At 47.1% G+C, this 16,359-nt stretch carries 18 protein-coding genes; 3 read left to right on the forward strand and 15 right to left on the reverse strand.

The features are described from left to right. Positions 1 to 70: 70 nt before the first annotated feature. The 9 genes from HP399_RS30345 to ychF all read right to left on the reverse strand — a co-directional run bounded on the left by HP399_RS30345 (position 71) and on the right by ychF (position 8,646). Positions 71 to 1,357: an adenylosuccinate synthase gene (locus tag HP399_RS30345; protein WP_173620367.1), complete on the reverse strand. Its 1,287-nt coding sequence runs from the start codon at positions 1,355 to 1,357 to the stop codon at positions 71 to 73. Between the two features lie 181 nt (positions 1,358 to 1,538). Continuing rightward, positions 1,539 to 2,888 (reverse strand): replicative DNA helicase, encoded by a 1,350-nt coding sequence (gene dnaB / locus HP399_RS30350; protein WP_017246818.1) that lies wholly within the window; start codon positions 2,886 to 2,888, stop codon positions 1,539 to 1,541. A 24-nt stretch (positions 2,889 to 2,912) separates the two neighbouring features. Beyond that, positions 2,913 to 3,356 (reverse strand): 50S ribosomal protein L9, encoded by a 444-nt coding sequence (rplI, locus tag HP399_RS30355; protein WP_173620476.1) that lies wholly within the window; start codon positions 3,354 to 3,356, stop codon positions 2,913 to 2,915. Between the two features lie 26 nt (positions 3,357 to 3,382). Beyond that, positions 3,383 to 5,320: a DHH family phosphoesterase gene (locus tag HP399_RS30360; RefSeq protein WP_007720189.1), complete on the reverse strand. Its 1,938-nt coding sequence runs from the start codon at positions 5,318 to 5,320 to the stop codon at positions 3,383 to 3,385. Between the two features lie 4 nt (positions 5,321 to 5,324). Further along, positions 5,325 to 6,233, reverse strand: coding sequence for a DUF2232 domain-containing protein (locus HP399_RS30365; RefSeq protein WP_173620366.1), 909 nt, complete (start codon positions 6,231 to 6,233; stop codon positions 5,325 to 5,327). A 101-nt stretch (positions 6,234 to 6,334) separates the two neighbouring features. Next, a complete protein-coding gene (rpsR, locus tag HP399_RS30370) occupies positions 6,335 to 6,565 on the reverse strand; it encodes a 30S ribosomal protein S18 (RefSeq protein ID WP_007720187.1) in 231 nt (76 codons plus the stop codon). A 40-nt stretch (positions 6,566 to 6,605) separates the two neighbouring features. Further along, entirely contained in the window at positions 6,606 to 7,085 is a 480-nt protein-coding gene (locus HP399_RS30375) for a single-stranded DNA-binding protein (protein WP_007720185.1), read from the reverse strand. Between the two features lie 29 nt (positions 7,086 to 7,114). Then, positions 7,115 to 7,402: a 30S ribosomal protein S6 gene (gene rpsF / locus HP399_RS30380; protein ID WP_007720183.1), complete on the reverse strand. Its 288-nt coding sequence runs from the start codon at positions 7,400 to 7,402 to the stop codon at positions 7,115 to 7,117. Positions 7,403 to 7,545: 143 nt separating this feature from the next. Next, on the reverse strand, positions 7,546 to 8,646 hold the full coding sequence (gene ychF / locus HP399_RS30385) for a redox-regulated ATPase YchF (RefSeq protein WP_173620365.1): 1,101 nt from the start codon (positions 8,644 to 8,646) through the stop codon (positions 7,546 to 7,548). 214 nt (positions 8,647 to 8,860) lie between these two features. Between ychF and HP399_RS30390 the strand changes: the two genes are divergently transcribed. Further along, positions 8,861 to 9,484, forward strand: coding sequence for an NAD(P)-dependent oxidoreductase (locus HP399_RS30390; protein WP_173620364.1), 624 nt, complete (start codon positions 8,861 to 8,863; stop codon positions 9,482 to 9,484). Positions 9,485 to 9,552: 68 nt separating this feature from the next. Here the strand turns inward: HP399_RS30390 and pepF are convergent, their stop codons facing one another. Then, positions 9,553 to 11,463: an oligoendopeptidase F gene (gene pepF / locus HP399_RS30395; RefSeq protein ID WP_173620363.1), complete on the reverse strand. Its 1,911-nt coding sequence runs from the start codon at positions 11,461 to 11,463 to the stop codon at positions 9,553 to 9,555. Positions 11,464 to 11,819: 356 nt separating this feature from the next. Between pepF and HP399_RS30400 the strand changes: the two genes are divergently transcribed. Continuing rightward, positions 11,820 to 11,906 (forward strand): YjcZ family sporulation protein, encoded by an 87-nt coding sequence (locus HP399_RS30400; protein WP_017246824.1) that lies wholly within the window; start codon positions 11,820 to 11,822, stop codon positions 11,904 to 11,906. 218 nt (positions 11,907 to 12,124) lie between these two features. On the opposite strand, the gene HP399_RS30405 is transcribed toward HP399_RS30400, so the two are convergent. From HP399_RS30405 to HP399_RS30420, 4 genes are all read right to left on the reverse strand, one after another. Further along, positions 12,125 to 12,904 carry an Ig-like domain-containing domain gene (locus HP399_RS30405; RefSeq protein WP_173620362.1) on the reverse strand — a complete coding sequence of 260 codons (780 nt, stop codon included), beginning with the start codon at positions 12,902 to 12,904 and terminating at the stop codon, positions 12,125 to 12,127. Between the two features lie 118 nt (positions 12,905 to 13,022). Further along, the gene (locus tag HP399_RS30410; RefSeq protein WP_007720174.1) at positions 13,023 to 13,232 is read right to left on the reverse strand and encodes a DUF951 domain-containing protein; all 210 of its coding nucleotides are present in this window, start codon (positions 13,230 to 13,232) and stop codon (positions 13,023 to 13,025) included. 15 nt (positions 13,233 to 13,247) lie between these two features. Next, positions 13,248 to 14,123, reverse strand: coding sequence for a mechanosensitive ion channel family protein (locus tag HP399_RS30415; protein ID WP_106835585.1), 876 nt, complete (start codon positions 14,121 to 14,123; stop codon positions 13,248 to 13,250). Next, positions 14,120 to 14,401, reverse strand: coding sequence for a putative Se/S carrier protein (locus HP399_RS30420; protein ID WP_007720168.1), 282 nt, complete (start codon positions 14,399 to 14,401; stop codon positions 14,120 to 14,122). The genes HP399_RS30415 and HP399_RS30420 overlap by 4 nt, the downstream gene beginning before the upstream one ends. Positions 14,402 to 14,615: 214 nt before the next feature. Between HP399_RS30420 and yyaC the strand changes: the two genes are divergently transcribed. Continuing rightward, positions 14,616 to 15,221, forward strand: a complete 606-nt coding sequence (gene yyaC / locus HP399_RS30425; protein ID WP_007720159.1) for a spore protease YyaC — start codon at positions 14,616 to 14,618, stop codon at positions 15,219 to 15,221. Between the two features lie 90 nt (positions 15,222 to 15,311). On the opposite strand, the gene HP399_RS30430 is transcribed toward yyaC, so the two are convergent. Beyond that, positions 15,312 to 16,211: a diacylglycerol/lipid kinase family protein gene (locus tag HP399_RS30430; protein WP_173620361.1), complete on the reverse strand. Its 900-nt coding sequence runs from the start codon at positions 16,209 to 16,211 to the stop codon at positions 15,312 to 15,314. Between the last annotated feature and the right edge of the window lie 148 nt (positions 16,212 to 16,359).

The following is a 16,359-nucleotide window of genomic DNA, read 5'->3' on the forward strand; positions in this document are numbered from 1 at the left end:
GTCTGTCCGTTGCAAAAAAAAGAAAGCTGCCGAATGCTCGACAGCTTTCTTCTATTATATAGTCGATAGCTTATCCGTAAATGCCACGAACAATGACCGTTTGTTCACGATCTGGTCCTACGGAGAAGATCGACATTGGAATACCAGTCAGTTGCGTGATGCGCTCAATGTAGTGACGAGCGTTTTCTGGCAAGTCGTTCAGATTCCGAACGCCTGTGATATCCTCTGTCCAACCTGGCAACTCCTCATAAACTGGCTCACATTTCGCCAGCAGGTTGAGGTTCGCTGGGAACGCTTCGATAACTTCTCCATTGTATTTGTACGCTGTGCAAATACGAAGTGTCTCAATGCCAGACAATGTATCCAGCTTGGTGATCGCCAAACCGGTGATCCCGCTGACACGACGAGCATGACGAACGACTACACTGTCGAACCAGCCTACGCGGCGTGGACGACCTGTTGTTGTACCATATTCGAAACCAACCTCACGAATATGGTCGCCAGTTGCATCAGTCAGCTCAGTCAGGAACGGACCATCACCTACACGCGTCGTGTAAGCTTTTGCAACCCCGATTACTTGGTGAATCTTAGTTGGTCCTACACCAGAACCGATAGTCACACCACCAGCAATTGGGTTGGAGGACGTTACGTAAGGATACGTACCTTGGTCAATATCGAGCAATACGCCTTGTGCGCCTTCAAACAATACGCGGTTGCCGCTATCAATGGAATCATTGAGGACAACAGATGTATCAGTTACGTAAGGACGAATGATTTCTGCCAGAGCCAAGTATTCATCCAGAATTTCTTGAAGCTCAAAGCCAGTTGTGTTGTACATTTTCTCCAGCAGCATGTTTTTCTCTGCCAGGTTGCGCTCAAGCTTGCGAGCAAACTCTTCGCGATCCAACAAGTCAGCGATACGAATACCGATACGTGCTGCTTTATCCATGTAAGCAGGACCGATACCTTTACGGGTCGTACCAATTTTGTTAGCACCGCGGCTATCTTCTTCTACGCCATCCAGCTTGATGTGGTACGGCAGAATCACATGCGCGCGATCACTGATTTTCAAATTGCTTGTAGAAAAACCGAAGCTATGAATGTACTCCAGCTCTTTTACCAATGCTTTCGGATCGATTACCATACCGTTTCCGATTACGCAGGTCTTATCACTATAAAAAATTCCGGATGGAATCAAATGCAGCTTATACTTGTTACCATCAAAAATAATGGTATGGCCTGCGTTGTTACCGCCTTGATAACGAGCCACTACCTCTGCACTTTCAGCTAGATAGTCTGTAATTTTACCTTTACCTTCATCGCCCCACTGGGTTCCGACGACAACGACTGTTGACATCGAAAAACACCTCCTGATATTATCATGTCTTTTCGGGCCTGAAACAATCTAAGTTTACTAAACGAGACTCCCCATGTCAACGCTAAATACGAACATTCATATAGTTAGTTCTTAATATGTTCGGCAATTCAATATAGAAAAAAAAGCCGGAATTTCTCCGGCTTTTCGTTCATTCCATCTATTAACCTGCTTGATTTCGAAAGCGATGATCCAAGTTAACGAATTTGTTGAATTCTTTCAAGAACGCCAACTCCACCGTTCCGGTCGGGCCGTTACGCTGTTTGGCGATAATGACTTCGATGACATTCTTGTTTTCTGATTCCTTGTCATAGTAGTCATCACGGTACAAGAAGGCAACGATATCGGCGTCCTGCTCAATCGACCCCGACTCACGGATATCGGACATCATCGGTCGCTTGTCCTGCCGTTGCTCTACACCACGGCTCAACTGCGACAGAGCGATAACCGGCACGTTCAGCTCACGCGCGATCCCTTTTAGCGTACGAGAGATCTCAGATACTTCCTGCTGACGGTTATCTCCTTTGCCTCGTCCATGAATCAGCTGAAGGTAATCGATCAGGATCAAGCCCAAGCCCTTCTCTGTTTGAAGGCGACGGCATTTCGCCCGGATGTCCTGTACAGTAACCCCAGGTGAATCGTCGATGTAAATCGGCGCTTTCGCCAGCGTACCAATTGCCATCGTCAGCTTTTGCCAATCATCTTCCTCCAGTGACCCTGAACGCATCCGGGACGCATCCAGATTGCCCTCCGCACAAATCATACGCTGTACCAGCTGAGGAGCACCCATCTCCAAGGAGAAGATGGCTACGGTCTCACCTGCACGGGCTGCTACGTTTTGCGCGAGATTCAAGGCAAAAGCCGTCTTCCCTACGGAAGGACGGGCTGCCAAGATAATCAGGTCACTGCGCTGCAATCCTGCTGTCATCTTATCCAAATCCGTATAACCCGTAGAAATCCCCGTAATATCACCGCGTCGCTGACTCAAAAACTCAATCCGCTCATACGTTTCCAGAAGGGCATCACGAATCGGTGTAAAACCGCCACTGTTGCGATTTTGGCCGATCTCCATGATGTACTTCTCCGCATCCGCGATGATCTGCGTGACATCATCCTCACGGGAGTATCCGTCATTGGCAATCTTGGTAGCTGTATGAATCAATCGCCGAAGTAGCGATTTTTCTTCTACAATTTTTGCGTAGTATTCGATGTTGGCAGCCGTTGGAACTGAGCTGGCGATTTCCGTGAGATACGTAACCCCGCCGACTTCATCCAGCAGCTTGTGGTCCTGTAGATCCGCTGTAACAGTAACCAGATCGACAGGTTCGCCTTTTTCATACAGGTCCACCATCGTTTGAAAGATGCGCTGATGCGCTGTCTTGTAAAAATCCTCCGGACGGAGAATCTCAATGGCCGTGATTAAAGCTTCCTTAGACAAGAACACGGCACCCAGTACCGATTGTTCCGCTTCCTTGTTCTGTGGCGGCACACGATCCAAAAACAGGTCGCTCACGTCACACCCCCCACAATTGAGACATTATTCTTCCACAACGTGTACTTTCAGAGTCACGGTTACTTCGTTGTGCAGTTTTACTTTGATTTGCGTTACGCCCAAAGCACGGATTGCATCCATTTCGAGCTTACGCTTGTCTACTTTGATTTTATACTGATCTTCCAGCGCTTGCGCTACTTGTTTGCTGGAAATTGCCCCAAACAAGCGACCACCTTCGCCTGCTTTTCCTGCTACTTTCACTGTCAGCTCTTCCAGCTTTTTGCCCAGCTCCTGAGCATCCAGCTTTTCTTGCTCCTTGCGCTTATCTTCGCTGCGCTTTTGAGCGTCGAGCGTTTTCACGTTGCTATCTGTCGCTTCTTTTACCAGCTTCTTTGGCAACAAGAAGTTGCGTACATAGCCCTCTGACAAATCCTTAACTTCGCCTTTTTTCCCTTGGCCTTTTACATCTTGAAGAAAAATGACTTTCATCATCGTTTCCCCCTTTATATTTTGGCCTATACGACCGAGTCAATCGCTTCTTTCAAACGACGTGTAGCTTCTTTAATTGATATGCCTTGAATTTGTGTCGCAGCACCAGTGAGGTGACCGCCTCCACCCAGCAGTTCCATGATGGACTGAACATTGATGTCGCCCAGAGAACGTCCACTGATCAAGATCGTATCGTCGGATCGCTCTGCAACAACAAACGACGCCTGGATACCTGACAAAGTGAGTAGCTGCTCAGCAGCTTGCGCCACCTGTACCTGCGTGTAATCCTCAGACGGATCGCCTATGGCAATCGCCATGTTGTCACGGTACGTCTCCGTATTCATGATGATTTTTGCCCGCTTCACATACTGCCCCAGATCTTCCTTCAACAGGCGCTGGACAGCCGCGGTATCGGCCCCGTTACGACGAAGGAAAGACGCCGCTTCAAAGGTCCGCGAACCTGTGCGGAAGGCAAAGCTTTTGGTATCCACCACGATCCCTGCTAACAGTGCCGTTGCAATCAGATTGTCGATATTCAATCGCTCGCTCTGGTATTGCAAGAGCTCCGTGACAAGCTCGGCCGTCGAAGAAGCATATGGTTCCAGATACAAGAGTACTGGCTCAATGAACTCCTCCGAACGTCGATGGTGGTCGATTACCACAATTCGGCTTGTTTCCGTCAACAGCTTCGGCTCAATCACCAGCGATGGTCGATGTGTGTCGACGACTACCAGCAACGTGCGACCGGAGATGAGTCGGATCGCCTGTTCTGGTGTGATAAAGGTCTCTGCCAGCTCTTCATTGGCATAAATCTCTTTCATCAAACGCTCGACAGAATGATTGCCCTCGTCCATGACGATATAAGCCGTTTTGTTGTGCAGCTGCACAGCCTTCAATACACCAAGTGATGCCCCGATGGAATCCATGTCAGGCTGTTTATGCCCCATGACGATGACGTGCTCCGCCTCATGGATGAGATCACGCAAAGCATGTGCAATAACACGAGCCCGGACACGTGTCCGCTTTTCCACCGCATTCGATTTCCCACCGTAGAAAGTGAGCTTGTTGCCAATCTTGACAGCGCACTGGTCGCCACCGCGCCCCAATGCGATATCCAAGCTTGATTGCGCCATTTGTCCCAGCTCAATGTAAGTGGTAGCGGCCGCTCCAACCCCGATACTAAGCGTAATCGGAATTTTGTTGTCAGCCGTCATCTCCCGTACTACATCGAGAATGTCAAATCGCGATTCTTCCAATTTATCAAGTGCTTCCCGTTCCATCAGAGCCAAAAACTTGTCGGCCGTGATTCGGCGAAGATATATGCCATGTTTGTTGGCCCACTCTGTAATCACACCAGCCACGCTTGTAGAGAGCAGCGTACGGCTCTGATCATCCATGACTTGTCCGACCTCGTCCAAATTGTCGAGGTGAATGATGGCAAGTGCAGCCTTTTCTCGATGGTAACGAGTCGTCAATTCTTTGAAGTCCGTAATGTCCTTGAAATACAAAAGGCGCTCATCGGACCGCACAATGACCTCGTATACCCGCTCGTTATAAGTAAACTCCAGCCGTTTTTGCTCCGGCTTCCAAACCAGTTGGGGGAATACCTCTTGGAGGCTTTTCCCGATCATGGATTCATCCCCGGACATATGCGTCATATACGGGTTTACCCACTCAATTGCCTTTTCCTCGTTGTATAAAAGAATTCCGATCGGCAGTTCCTGGATAACGCCTTCTCCCGCCTTCTTCACGCGATGGGTGACCGTCGCCAAATACAGGCGCAAGTCTCGTTGGAACCCCTTTTCTGCTTGAAGAGCGTAAAGAACCAAGCCAATCAGGCAAATCATGCCGATCGCCCCGTACATCCAATGGAACAAGGTCAAAATCCCCAACAACAGCAAGCTAAAGCTGAGTGCCAGGACCATGTGCATCCCGTACCAACGCTTTAACAGGAACTTGGGCATTTCCTCAGCCCCTCTTCACTCTTGTTTCCAGTTTTTCACGCAAACGAATTCCTAGGTCAAATATCCCTACTAGACTAAGTATAGTACTTAGGGGTGGAAAAATAAATAGACAGACAATGAGCACAGGAGTCAATCTCTTCCAGCCATACAAATAGGCAGCAAATAGACAAAAACTCAAGCCCTGCAAAACAAAAATAACATCCAGCATGACTTTCAGGTTCATCAAGGCGATTTCCCAAAACGTGCCCTGCATGCTTTCAGCAAACAACAAAAGACTGATCATCGCAATGAAGTAGTAATAAATCAATGATCGCGGGAAGTTCCATTCCCGAATTGGCTTCAATGCTGGAATCGGTCTGCGCAGACGTCGCCCAATCAGACTCGCCAATCCATGAATAATGGCGGTCGATAAAAAGCTGAACATGATAAGACTCGTAGGCAAAACGATTTTACCCAGTTCAAGCAACTGATCAAACTGCTCTTTTGGCATCATTGCTGGACGCATCTTAGCAACTTCTTGCACGATGGCATTAAAATCAACGTTCATTCCGAATGCCGCGAATGCCAGCATGGAAACGACACTCAAAAAGGCAACGCCTGCCCCCGCCACAATCGCCGGAAGAGCCGCTCCTTTTTTCGCATAAAAAATCCCCATGGCTGAACCCCAAACCGCACTCGAAAAAGCAAGTGTTGCCGCAAACGGACCAGTAACGATCCAGCCCAGAAACGTAAAGGCAAGGGAGATCCAAACCATGTTAGGTACTGTTCGATTTACTGCCAAAAGGATAAAAGGCAGAGGTATCAAGAAACTGACGAGTCCTCCCAGTATGGTATATGTACTGAGAAACAGCAGCACCAGTGCGATACCCAGCATAAGGGCATTTTCAGCCAAGTGTTTCGTTTTGGACGGCATGTCAGCACCTCATTATTCATGTCTCATGTACACTTCCCATAGAAAACTATGGAAAAAAGAGGGCCACGCAATTGTGCCCCTCTTTGTATAGCTTTTGAAAATTATTCAGCAGTGTAAGGCAACAGTGCTACTTGACGGGATCGCTTGATTGCGATTGTCAGTGCACGTTGATACTTCGCAGAAGTACCAGTTACACGACGTGGCAAGATTTTGCCGCGTTCGCTGATGAACTTTTTCAGCAAATCAATATCTTTATAATCGATGTGCTTGATTTTGTTCACTTTAAAGAAGCATACTTTACGACGCTTATTAGGACGTCCTTTGCGTGCCATGATAGTCCCTCCCTCTTAGGAATGTGAAAGTTATACGATACTAGAACGGCAAGTCATCATCTGAAATGTTGATCGGCTTGCCTGCACTCGCGAAAGGATCACCAAACGGATCATAGTCATTATTTCGTTGACCGGATGGTTTGTTACCGCCACCCATGCCTGGTCCTGGATCGTATCCTGAATTGTCTCCGCCGGATTCATTGCCTCGACCGCCCAAAAATTGAACGTTCTCCGCAACGACTTCCGTCACGTATACCTTTTTACCTTCTTTATTATCATAGGAGCGTGTTTGCATACGTCCCTCGATGGCTGCTTGTCTACCTTTACGCAAATAGCTTGCGCACAGGTCGGCAAGTTTTTGCCAAGCGACAATGTTAATGAAGTCCGTTTCTTTCTCTCCCGCTTGATTGGTGCGGGGACGATTAACGGCCACAGTAAAAGTAGCAACGGCAACGCCATTTGGCGTGTAGCGAAGTTCAGGATCTTTCGTCAGGTTGCCGATGAGAATGACTTTATTCATCTTGGTTCCCCCTCTGATCGCGACAATGATTACTTCTCATCACGAACAAACATAAAGCGGATTACGTCGTCATTGATTTTCATCAGACGCTCAGCTTCCGCAACAGCATCGGAGTTCGCTTTGAAGTTCATCAAAACGTAGTAACCTTCACGGAACTTGTTGATCTCGTACGCAAGACGACGTTTACCCATTTCTTGAAGCTTAGAGATTTCGCCACCATAGTTAGTTACAACATCGCTGTAACGAGCTACATTGGATTTTACTTTCTCTTCTTCAAGGTCTGGACGCAATACATACATTACTTCGTATTGGCGCATACCTTTTCACCTCCTTATGGACTTTAGCGGCCCTGTTCGGGCAAGGAGCGAGTGCTAAAACGAAACGCACAAAACATGCACTCCATAAATACTCGCATTATCGTATTATAGCAAAACGCCTATAATGAATCAAGAATTTCGTACTAAACGTTGAAGCGGAAATGCATAACATCTCCATCTGCCACTACGTACTCTTTCCCTTCAAGACGGTACTTCCCACGTTCTCTGGCTACTGCTACGGAACCAGCATCTACCAGATGATCATAAGCAATCACTTCGGCACGAATGAATCCGCGTTCGAAATCGGTATGAATCACGCCTGCCGCACCTGGAGCCTTTGTACCCTGACGGATAGTCCATGCGCGAACTTCTTGTACGCCTGCAGTGAAATAAGTTACTAATCCCAACAGTTTGTAAGCTGCACGAATCAAGCGATCGAGACCAGACTCAGTAAGTCCCAGCTCTTCCAAGAACATTTCTTTGTCCTCGCCCTCGAGCTCAGCGATTTCTGCTTCTACTTTCGCGCTGATCACAACCACTTCTGCGCCTTCATCCGCTGCATGCTGACGAACTGTCTGCACATGCGGGTTGTTGTCTGCATCGTTAATGCCGTCTTCCGCTACGTTGCACACGTACAGCATTGGCTTGATTGTCAGCAGATGCAAATCGCGAATCCATTTGCGCTCTTCGTCATCGAGTTCAACACTGCGAGCAGATTGACCCTCTTCAAATGCTGCTTTCAATTTCTCCAGCACGTCCAGCTCTTGCTTGGACTCCTTGTCGCCGGATTTCACTTTGCGTGCAATTCGGTCAATACGACGATCAACAGAGTCCAGGTCAGCAAAAATCAGCTCCAGGTTGATTGTCTCGATATCGCTCAAAGGATCGACACGACCTGCTACGTGCGTGATGTTCTCATCTTCAAAGCAACGTACAACATGTGCAATCGCGTCCACTTCACGGATGTGCCCAAGGAACTGGTTGCCAAGTCCTTCGCCTCTGCTCGCACCTTTTACCAAGCCTGCAATGTCTACGAATTCAAACGCGGTTGGAACTACCTTGTTTGGTACAACGATCTGTGTGAGCTTTTCCAGACGCTCGTCTGGTACCTCTACGATCCCTACGTTCGGGTCAATCGTACAGAACGGGTAGTTAGCCGATTCAGCGCCCGCTTGTGTAATGGCATTAAACAACGTCGATTTTCCTACGTTAGGAAGACCTACAATCCCGCATGATGCACCCATCTATATACACTCCCTTATCATCATCCTGACATCCTTTTAAGTATATAGATTTGGTTTTCAGATTACAATTGTCTCCTTGTGGAAGCTTTTTTTTACTTGTCTCCACCTGTGCTCATCATAGCTTCAGGTGGTGGGACAAAAAAAGAAATGCTAGACTTGAAAAAAAGAATCTGTTTGCTACGGTAAAAGGAAAGGTAACGAGGTGACTACAAAAATGAAGCTCTTACTTCTCGGTGCCACTGGTCGTGTAGGAAGCCATATCCTCGACTATGCATTAAAGGATGGTCATGATATAACCGTTCTTGTTCGCTCAGCAGACAAGCTCCTTCATCTGGCTGCTGAAAATGTCCGTGTCCTGACCGGAAATGTTCTCGATCAAAAGGATGTTGCATCCGCCATCCGTGGAGTTGACGCAGTCATTAGCGCACTCGGGACAGACAAGGCAATGACGTTATCCGAGGGAACTCCTTATATTATTGAAGCAATGAAGCGAGAAGGCGTTTCACGCATTATTACTGTGGGCACCGCAGGCATCTTGCAAAGCAGAGTTTCCCCTGACCTGCTCCGCTATCAATCCAATGAGTCCAGACAAAAATTGACGCGTGCTGCCGAGGAACATCACAAGGCATACTCGCTCTTGGAACAGTCCGAACTCGATTGGACTATTGTATGTCCGACGTATTTACCTGATGGCGAGTATACAGGCACTTACCGGGTCGAGGCTCATCAGTTGCCTGTAGATGGGATGCAAATTTCCGTACCCGATACGGCGGAGTTTACGTATCAACAGCTTTCTAGTTCCGAATACATTCGGGCGCGAGTCGGCATTGCCTATTGATACATACAGGAAAAAAAACAGGCTCCTATCCGTAATGGAAGGGAGCCTGTTTTGCTTCTGTTGTGTCTTTATTTCTCGTTTACCAGCTTTTCCAGCTCATTTAATGTCTCTTCAAAGATTTCCATTGCTTGCTCGATTGGCTGGGACGTGGACATGTCCACACCTGCTGCTTTCAGCACCTCGATAGGCGGAGCAGAGTTACCCGCTTCGAGGAAGTTTTTGCGAACTCGATCCACTGCTGGCTGACCTTCATCCATGATTTGCTTCGCTAATGCTTGTGCAGCAGCAAAGCTCGTCGAGTATTGATAGACGTAGTATTTATAGTTGTAGAAATGGCTCACACGTGCCCATTCCATACCGATTTCCTCATCGGAAACCATGTCTTTTCCGTAGTACTTTTTATTGATGTCGAGGTAGATCTTCTTGATCGCTTCCGCATTCAGAGATTCCCCAGCTTGCTCTTTCTCGTGAATCGCTCTCTCAAACTCCGCAAACTGCGTCTGACGGAACAGCGTGGAACGGAAGTTTTCCAGATAGTGATTCAAAAGATACATCTTCTCTTCCTTCGTCTTCGCCTTCGCGTACATGCTCTTGAACAGCAGGGTTTCATTCATGGTCGAAGCCACTTCTGCCGTAAAGATTGGGTAGTTGGACGAAATGTACGGCTGGTTTTTGTTCGTGTAATACGACTGCATGGCATGTCCCATCTCATGGGCGATGGTATACACATCATCGAGCGTACCTTGGTGATTCAACAGTACGTATGGATGTGTGTCATAGGCACCCCATTGGTAAGCACCCGTGCGCTTGTCATCAGTGGAATAGACATCTGCCCAGCCGCCATCTAGGCCGTCAGACATTGCCTTCACATAGTCATCACCCATTACCTGTAGCCCATCAACAACAATTTTCTTTCCTTCGTCGAAGGAAATATATTTGTCATCAGATGGAACGATTGGCACGTAAATGTCGTACATGTGTAATTCCTTCACGCCAAGCATTTTCTTTTTCAAAGAAATGTAGCGATGCAGCAATGGCAGATTGTCATTCACCGTGTCAATCAGCTCATCATACACCTTCGTCGGTACGTTGTTCGGTGTCAGGCTTGCTTCCAACGCGGAATCGTAATTGCGTACAGCCGCGTAAAAATTATCGCCCTTTACTTTGGCAGCCAATGTCGATGCAAACGAGTCTTGGAAATCGATCAGAGCGCCATAGTATGCCTTGAACGCTTCTCTGCGCACATTTTGATCCTTGCTTTCCATATAGGAAATGAAATTCGCACGCGTCAACTGAACTTCCTTGCCTGTCTCATCTTTGATTTTAGGGAACCTCACGTCTTTGGACAGCATGCTGTAAATGTTAGTCGGTGCACCACCCAACGGAGACGATTTTGCCAAGAGCTGCTCCATATCCGCAGAGAGTGAGTACGGCTTCGTTCTCAGCATGTCTTCGATAAACAACTTGTAAGGCTCAAGCTCCTTTTCAGACAGCAAGCTCTTTATTTTGTCATCGGAAATCGCAACGATTTCAGGCTGTACCCACGAGGTTTTTTCTGTGACAAGCGTGTACATTTTCTCAGCGCGGTCTCCCAGCTTTTGCAGATCAGGATTCGCGGAGTTTACATCGAGAGACATGTTTGCGTACACGTATGCTTTGTCATTTAAGCGCATCAATTCAACATAGTCATCGAATGCCGCCTGCATCGCAGCAGAAGATGTACCTAGCTTGCCTTGGTGCTTTGTGAAAGCGTTTGCCAAAGATTCAACCTTAGCAACATCCTTTTCCCATTCCTTAACAGTCGGATAAATATGATCCAGCTTCCACTTGTACGCATCTGGGATCTCAGCGCGAGTTTGATAAGAAGGTTTCTCAGCAGCAAGTGCTACCGCCTGCGTGCTGTAAGGAATGAATGGTACGGATACTGTCGACAATGCAATGGCCAAAGCCGTAACTGATGCAAATACTTGCTTCTTCAAATCTCAATCGCCCCTTTTCTTCTATCTATTTTTGCCAAATTATAAGTGTGTAATTATATTTTCACCTGCCAAATTCCTTCTTACTAATAAAAATTTTTCAAATATTCAATAACAACCGTCAATTTATCCAGAGAAAATCCCCTTTTGTGGATAAGTCTGTGGATAAGTATTAGCTAACAACTTTTTATTCCCCACAGCGTTTGCAGACACTCCTTTTTCCTGCAAAAAGTTGTCCACATTTTCTGTGGATATGCTGTGAATAACTTATTTTCTTTGGAACTGGGGCATCCGCCTATACCTCGTAGTGGGTTCCTACATAGCATGAGTATTGAAACTACGGTAGGAGGTGTTAGCAAGTGGGTATCTTTAACGGCTTCGACGATTTTGCGCTGATCTTGGTTCTGTTCATCCTTCTCGTTATCGTAGGTTGCGACTGCGACTAACCTACTCCGCTGCCATCTAGCCTATCTGAAGGTAAGCTTGCATCCTCAGCAGCCTTACCTTCTCCAATTCCACATAGATCATAGCCAAGGCAATGCAGCCTAGGGATAATGATCAGTCATAACCTAAGTACCATCACCGGGAGATACATTTGATCGTACAAAAGGAAAAAGGATGCGCCTCTAATGGCTGCATCCTTTTTTTTACCCACATGCTTGGACTATTTCGACCCGGTCTGAAAAGTTATCCACTGCACTTGATTTACATTACCTGCTGTGTCTTTTACCAAACCCGCAATGAGACTTACCTGATATCTCGTATGTGGTTGCCATTTTCCTTTTGGCTTCACAGACAACATCCGCTTGCTTTTGTTCCACGTAATCGTATGCGGAACGATAGCCCCTTTTTCATCTGTCACACGAACTAATGGCCCGGCGGTTTTGCTGGAGAGGACTCCACCACCAACCAAAGCAATCTCTTCTGCAAACTGGAGTGTCACTTTATCCTGGAGCTTTACATTTTTAGCTCCGTGACCCGGCAATATGACTGCTTGTGGAGCGATATTATCCACAGGCTTTTTCGTTTGAAAGGTGCTGGTCAGCTCTGGATTTAAATTGCCTCGCTGATCCTTCACTTTTTTGGCCAGCAAGCTTACTCGATAGGACGCTCCTGCTTCCAGATTTCCTACCGGATCAATCGTCATGCTTCGATCTGTTTTGTTCCATTTTGCCGTAAAACGAACCTTCTTTTTTTTCGCATCCGTGAGCGAAATGATCGAGAGACCAGACTTGTCAGAGAGCTCTTGCCCATTTTTTAACGAAACCGGCCCCGAAAACGTCAGTGTAATGATTTGATCCGGGTCTATTTCCGCCGATTTGTCAGCCGGGGATATTCTCACTCCCCATTCGTTTGCCGACTTTGCCCACACTCCCTGTGATGGAAGTAGGAAAATCGCAAGCACTACTACCCATTGCAACCACCGAACACTCATCTTTTTCATCGAACCCCTCCCGTCTAAAACGACAAAGCCGCTCCCTGAATGAAGCAGATAAGCGCGTCTCTTCATCGTTTACAGGCATTGTAGAAAAAGACAGATGGGTTGATCAAAGAAATATGGTCTATGCTTGCGGTTCTTCCTCCGCGCGAATCAGTATCTTTTTCAGCTTGCGTTCAAATTCTAGTCGTCCAATCATCACACTATGATCGCAACCCGTACATTTGATTCGCACATCCATGCCCATGCGTATGACCTTCCACGCATTCGTGCCACATGGATGTGGCTTTTTCATCTGTACGACATCCCCCAGCCCAAATTGCTTGCGTTCCATTTCTCTTTCTCCTCTCTACACTGTTCCCTTTCCAGACACCGCGACGATTTTTGGATACGGAATTTGAATGCCTCGGTTGGTTAATTCCGTTCTGATCTTCGCACGCAAATTTCGATTGACCCCGTGATGCGTGTTCGGCTTACACTCAGCCGTAACCCGGATGATGACTTCGGAAGGTCCCAGTGCATGCACTCCTAAAATCTGTGGCTCAGCTACGATATCCGTCAATTCCGTTTGAGCCGATGCCAACACTTCTTTGAGCACAGACTCAACTTGGTTCAGATCTTCTTCATACGCTACAGATACGTCGACAACAGCTAACGTATTTTGCAAAGAAAAGTTCGTTACTTGATTAATCGTGCCGTTTGGAAAGATGTGTACCTCACCCGTCCAGCTTCGCACCTTTGTAATACGCAGACCTATCTCCTGCACCGTGCCCGTCAAATTGTTGATCGTTACTACGTCCCCGACAGCAAATTGGTCCTCAAAAATAATGAAGAATCCCGTAATGATATCACGAACGAGACTCTGCGCCCCAAAACCAACTGCCAGCCCCAGTACCCCTGCGCTTACCAAAACAGGGCGCAAATCAATACCCAACAGCTGCAAAATCATGAGAATCGCCAAAAAGTAAATGCCGTACTGCACGACATTGTTGACAAGAACCCGCATCGTGTCTACTCGACGTTGATCCATTTGAATCTTGCTTCCATGACGGTGCTGGAACACTTTATTTACGCCTGATTGCACAACCGACACGACGATTCGCGATAACAGGATAATCGCTGCGATTTTCAGTACAGCCATCCCTATATTTACCCACATATCGGCATCTGTCACATACGCATATACTTGGGCATAAATTCTCTCAAAAAAACCAGCTTGATTCATTCCTCCCGCTCCTTCTGCTCCCCGTTTTCGTCGACCTCGCTATACTGGCCAAAAAACTGACGGAAGTATCCTCGTATTACCACTTGTTGTTCCATCATGATTGTTTTTGCTCGTGAGTAATCCGACAGTGGGAACTCAATGGAAAGGGCACAGCCTGCCGTTATTTCCTTCGGCGTTGGTCTTGTATCGATCTCAATATCTTCGTACTCCAGCAGCATTTCTGCCCGCAAGGCTTGCTGCGTGGAATCAAACGCGATCAGCACCGTCTCTCCTCCCATTTCACTCCCCCTCATCTTTTTCACACAAACTACCATAGGCTCCTCTTATTTTACCTGTTCGTTTTCATGCATGCCAGCCTTGCTGAGTTTTCAAAACCTACGTAACTTTCCCATTAGCAGGTATAAAAATGTCATATCGGTACGATACTGTGAATACTTTTATATAACCTTTTACAGGTTGGTTTAAGCCAAGTCGGCAAGAGTGGGGGTTTCCATGAGTACATCCGATAATCGCAAGGATTATTCTTTGCCACCTTTTAAAGTGGAATACCGCAGTGAAAACGCAGACGAGCATCTCGCTGGTCACCTTGCACAGCGCTTTCGCTTAAATCGGTTCGATGACGACCTTGTCATTGTATGTATTGGGACAGACCGTTCTACTGGTGATGCTCTAGGCCCATTAGTAGGAACCAAGCTCATCGCACAGTCACCTCGTTTTTTGCAAGTGTACGGAACGCTTGAGGACCCTGTACACGCCATGAATCTTAAGGAAAAATTAGAGCTCATCCACGCGAATCATCCGACAGCTACACTCATTGCAGTCGATGCCTGTTTAGGTCAATTTAGTCACGTCGGAAACATCAATGTGATTAATGGTCCACTAAAACCAGGGGCTGGTGTAAAAAAAGAGCTGCCTCCTGTTGGTTCCTTCCACATTACCGGGATTGTCAACGTAGGAGGATTCATGGAGTATTTTGTCCTTCAAAATACCCGCCTCTCCATCGTCATGAACATGGCAGATATCATAGCTTCCGGACTGGCAAAAGCCGTAACACTGGCTTCTACGCCTAGTCGATTCGATAGTGTCCTATATGATTGACCGTTTTTCCCTGCAAAAGGTTCCATCCCTCTTTGGAAAACTTGCTTTTCGATCTGTTCTCTCCCTCAACGGATGACAGGTCTATTTTTTTTACACAAAAATCGTCAGGCGCTTTTCGATCACTTGAGCACTGATCGGCGTTGGCTCTACGCTTTCTCCATCTGCATGGACAGGCAGCTGTCCTGCAGCTTGTATCGTTACCTGCTTGCCCCTATAAAAACGGACACCCGGATGATGACGATGAGCTCCTGTGAATATTTTCGGAAAAGCAGCTAACAAGCCGAGTCGACTCATACCACTTACTACGCAAATGTCCGCAATGCCATCGTCCGGTATAGCATCGGGACAGATTAGCATTCCGCCTCCGTAATTCGGAATATTGGCAGCGACAACTAGCCAGACAGCCTCTAAACGAACCTCATGACCATCAACATTCAGTACGATGTCACGTGGCTGATACGTACATACGACGCGAATCACCGATATAATGTAGGCGAGTGCTCCTAGCTTGTACCGATTCAGCCAAGCTTTGTACACAGCTTGATCCGTTATCTTTGCTACCTGTGCATCGAATCCGGCCCCGATTGAATTCACAGCTACCTTTCCATTCAATAAAATCAGATCGATTCGCTTTTCCCCTTTTTCCGACAGAATTCTCTCTAATGCCTGTAACGGTTTCATCGGAATTCCATGTCCGCGAGCGAAATCATTCCCGGAACCAGCCGGTACCATTCCAAATCGACATTCTTCATTCGATTCGTATATCCCGTTTATCACGCCTCGGACCGTTCCATCCCCTCCGACAGCAATGATTTTATTTACTCCCTCTTTTTGGATCAGCTCTTTTGATAATTTTTCGGCGTCCCCCTCTCCTGATGTCAACCTGACATAAAAAGGCTCTCCTAGACGTCGTAGCGTCGGCTCAATTTGCCTCCATACTTTCAACCCTGTGCCATTGCCCGATACAGGATTGACGATTACACCCAACATAATCATTCTCTCCCCAACATGCTGTCGTACTGTACTGTCCCGTCCCACTTATCCATACTTGCTCACAAATCAAGTTTTTGTATCATATTATCGCATGCTATTTTTATCGATGATAGTTGATTTTTCATAAAAAAGACTCCTCCCGAAG

It is taken from the genome of Brevibacillus sp. DP1.3A, from assembly GCF_013284245.2.
GTDB lineage: Bacteria > Bacillota > Bacilli > Brevibacillales > Brevibacillaceae > Brevibacillus.

Excerpts from the sequence above, each read along its gene's own strand:
- HP399_RS30345 (WP_173620367.1), bottom strand. The coding sequence starts at position 1,357 with ATGTCAACAGTCGTTGTCGTCGGAACCCAGTGGGGCGATGAAGGTAAA.
- rplI (WP_173620476.1), bottom strand. The coding sequence starts at position 3,356 with ATGAAAGTCATTTTTCTTCAAGATGTAAAAGGCCAAGGGAAAAAAGGC.
- HP399_RS30360 (WP_007720189.1), bottom strand. The coding sequence starts at position 5,320 with ATGCCCAAGTTCCTGTTAAAGCGTTGGTACGGGATGCACATGGTCCTG.
- HP399_RS30365 (WP_173620366.1), bottom strand. The coding sequence starts at position 6,233 with ATGCCGTCCAAAACGAAACACTTGGCTGAAAATGCCCTTATGCTGGGT.
- rpsR (WP_007720187.1), bottom strand. The coding sequence starts at position 6,565 with ATGGCACGCAAAGGACGTCCTAATAAGCGTCGTAAAGTATGCTTCTTT.
- HP399_RS30375 (WP_007720185.1), bottom strand. The coding sequence starts at position 7,085 with ATGAATAAAGTCATTCTCATCGGCAACCTGACGAAAGATCCTGAACTT.
- rpsF (WP_007720183.1), bottom strand. The coding sequence starts at position 7,402 with ATGCGCCAATACGAAGTAATGTATGTATTGCGTCCAGACCTTGAAGAA.
- ychF (WP_173620365.1), bottom strand. The coding sequence starts at position 8,646 with ATGGGTGCATCATGCGGGATTGTAGGTCTTCCTAACGTAGGAAAATCG.
- HP399_RS30390 (WP_173620364.1), top strand. The coding sequence starts at position 8,861 with ATGAAGCTCTTACTTCTCGGTGCCACTGGTCGTGTAGGAAGCCATATC.
- HP399_RS30405 (WP_173620362.1), bottom strand. The coding sequence starts at position 12,904 with ATGAAAAAGATGAGTGTTCGGTGGTTGCAATGGGTAGTAGTGCTTGCG.
- HP399_RS30410 (WP_007720174.1), bottom strand. The coding sequence starts at position 13,232 with ATGGAACGCAAGCAATTTGGGCTGGGGGATGTCGTACAGATGAAAAAG.
- HP399_RS30415 (WP_106835585.1), bottom strand. The coding sequence starts at position 14,123 with ATGAATCAAGCTGGTTTTTTTGAGAGAATTTATGCCCAAGTATATGCG.
- HP399_RS30420 (WP_007720168.1), bottom strand. The coding sequence starts at position 14,401 with ATGGGAGGAGAGACGGTGCTGATCGCGTTTGATTCCACGCAGCAAGCC.
- yyaC (WP_007720159.1), top strand. The coding sequence starts at position 14,616 with ATGAGTACATCCGATAATCGCAAGGATTATTCTTTGCCACCTTTTAAA.
- HP399_RS30430 (WP_173620361.1), bottom strand. The coding sequence starts at position 16,211 with ATGTTGGGTGTAATCGTCAATCCTGTATCGGGCAATGGCACAGGGTTG.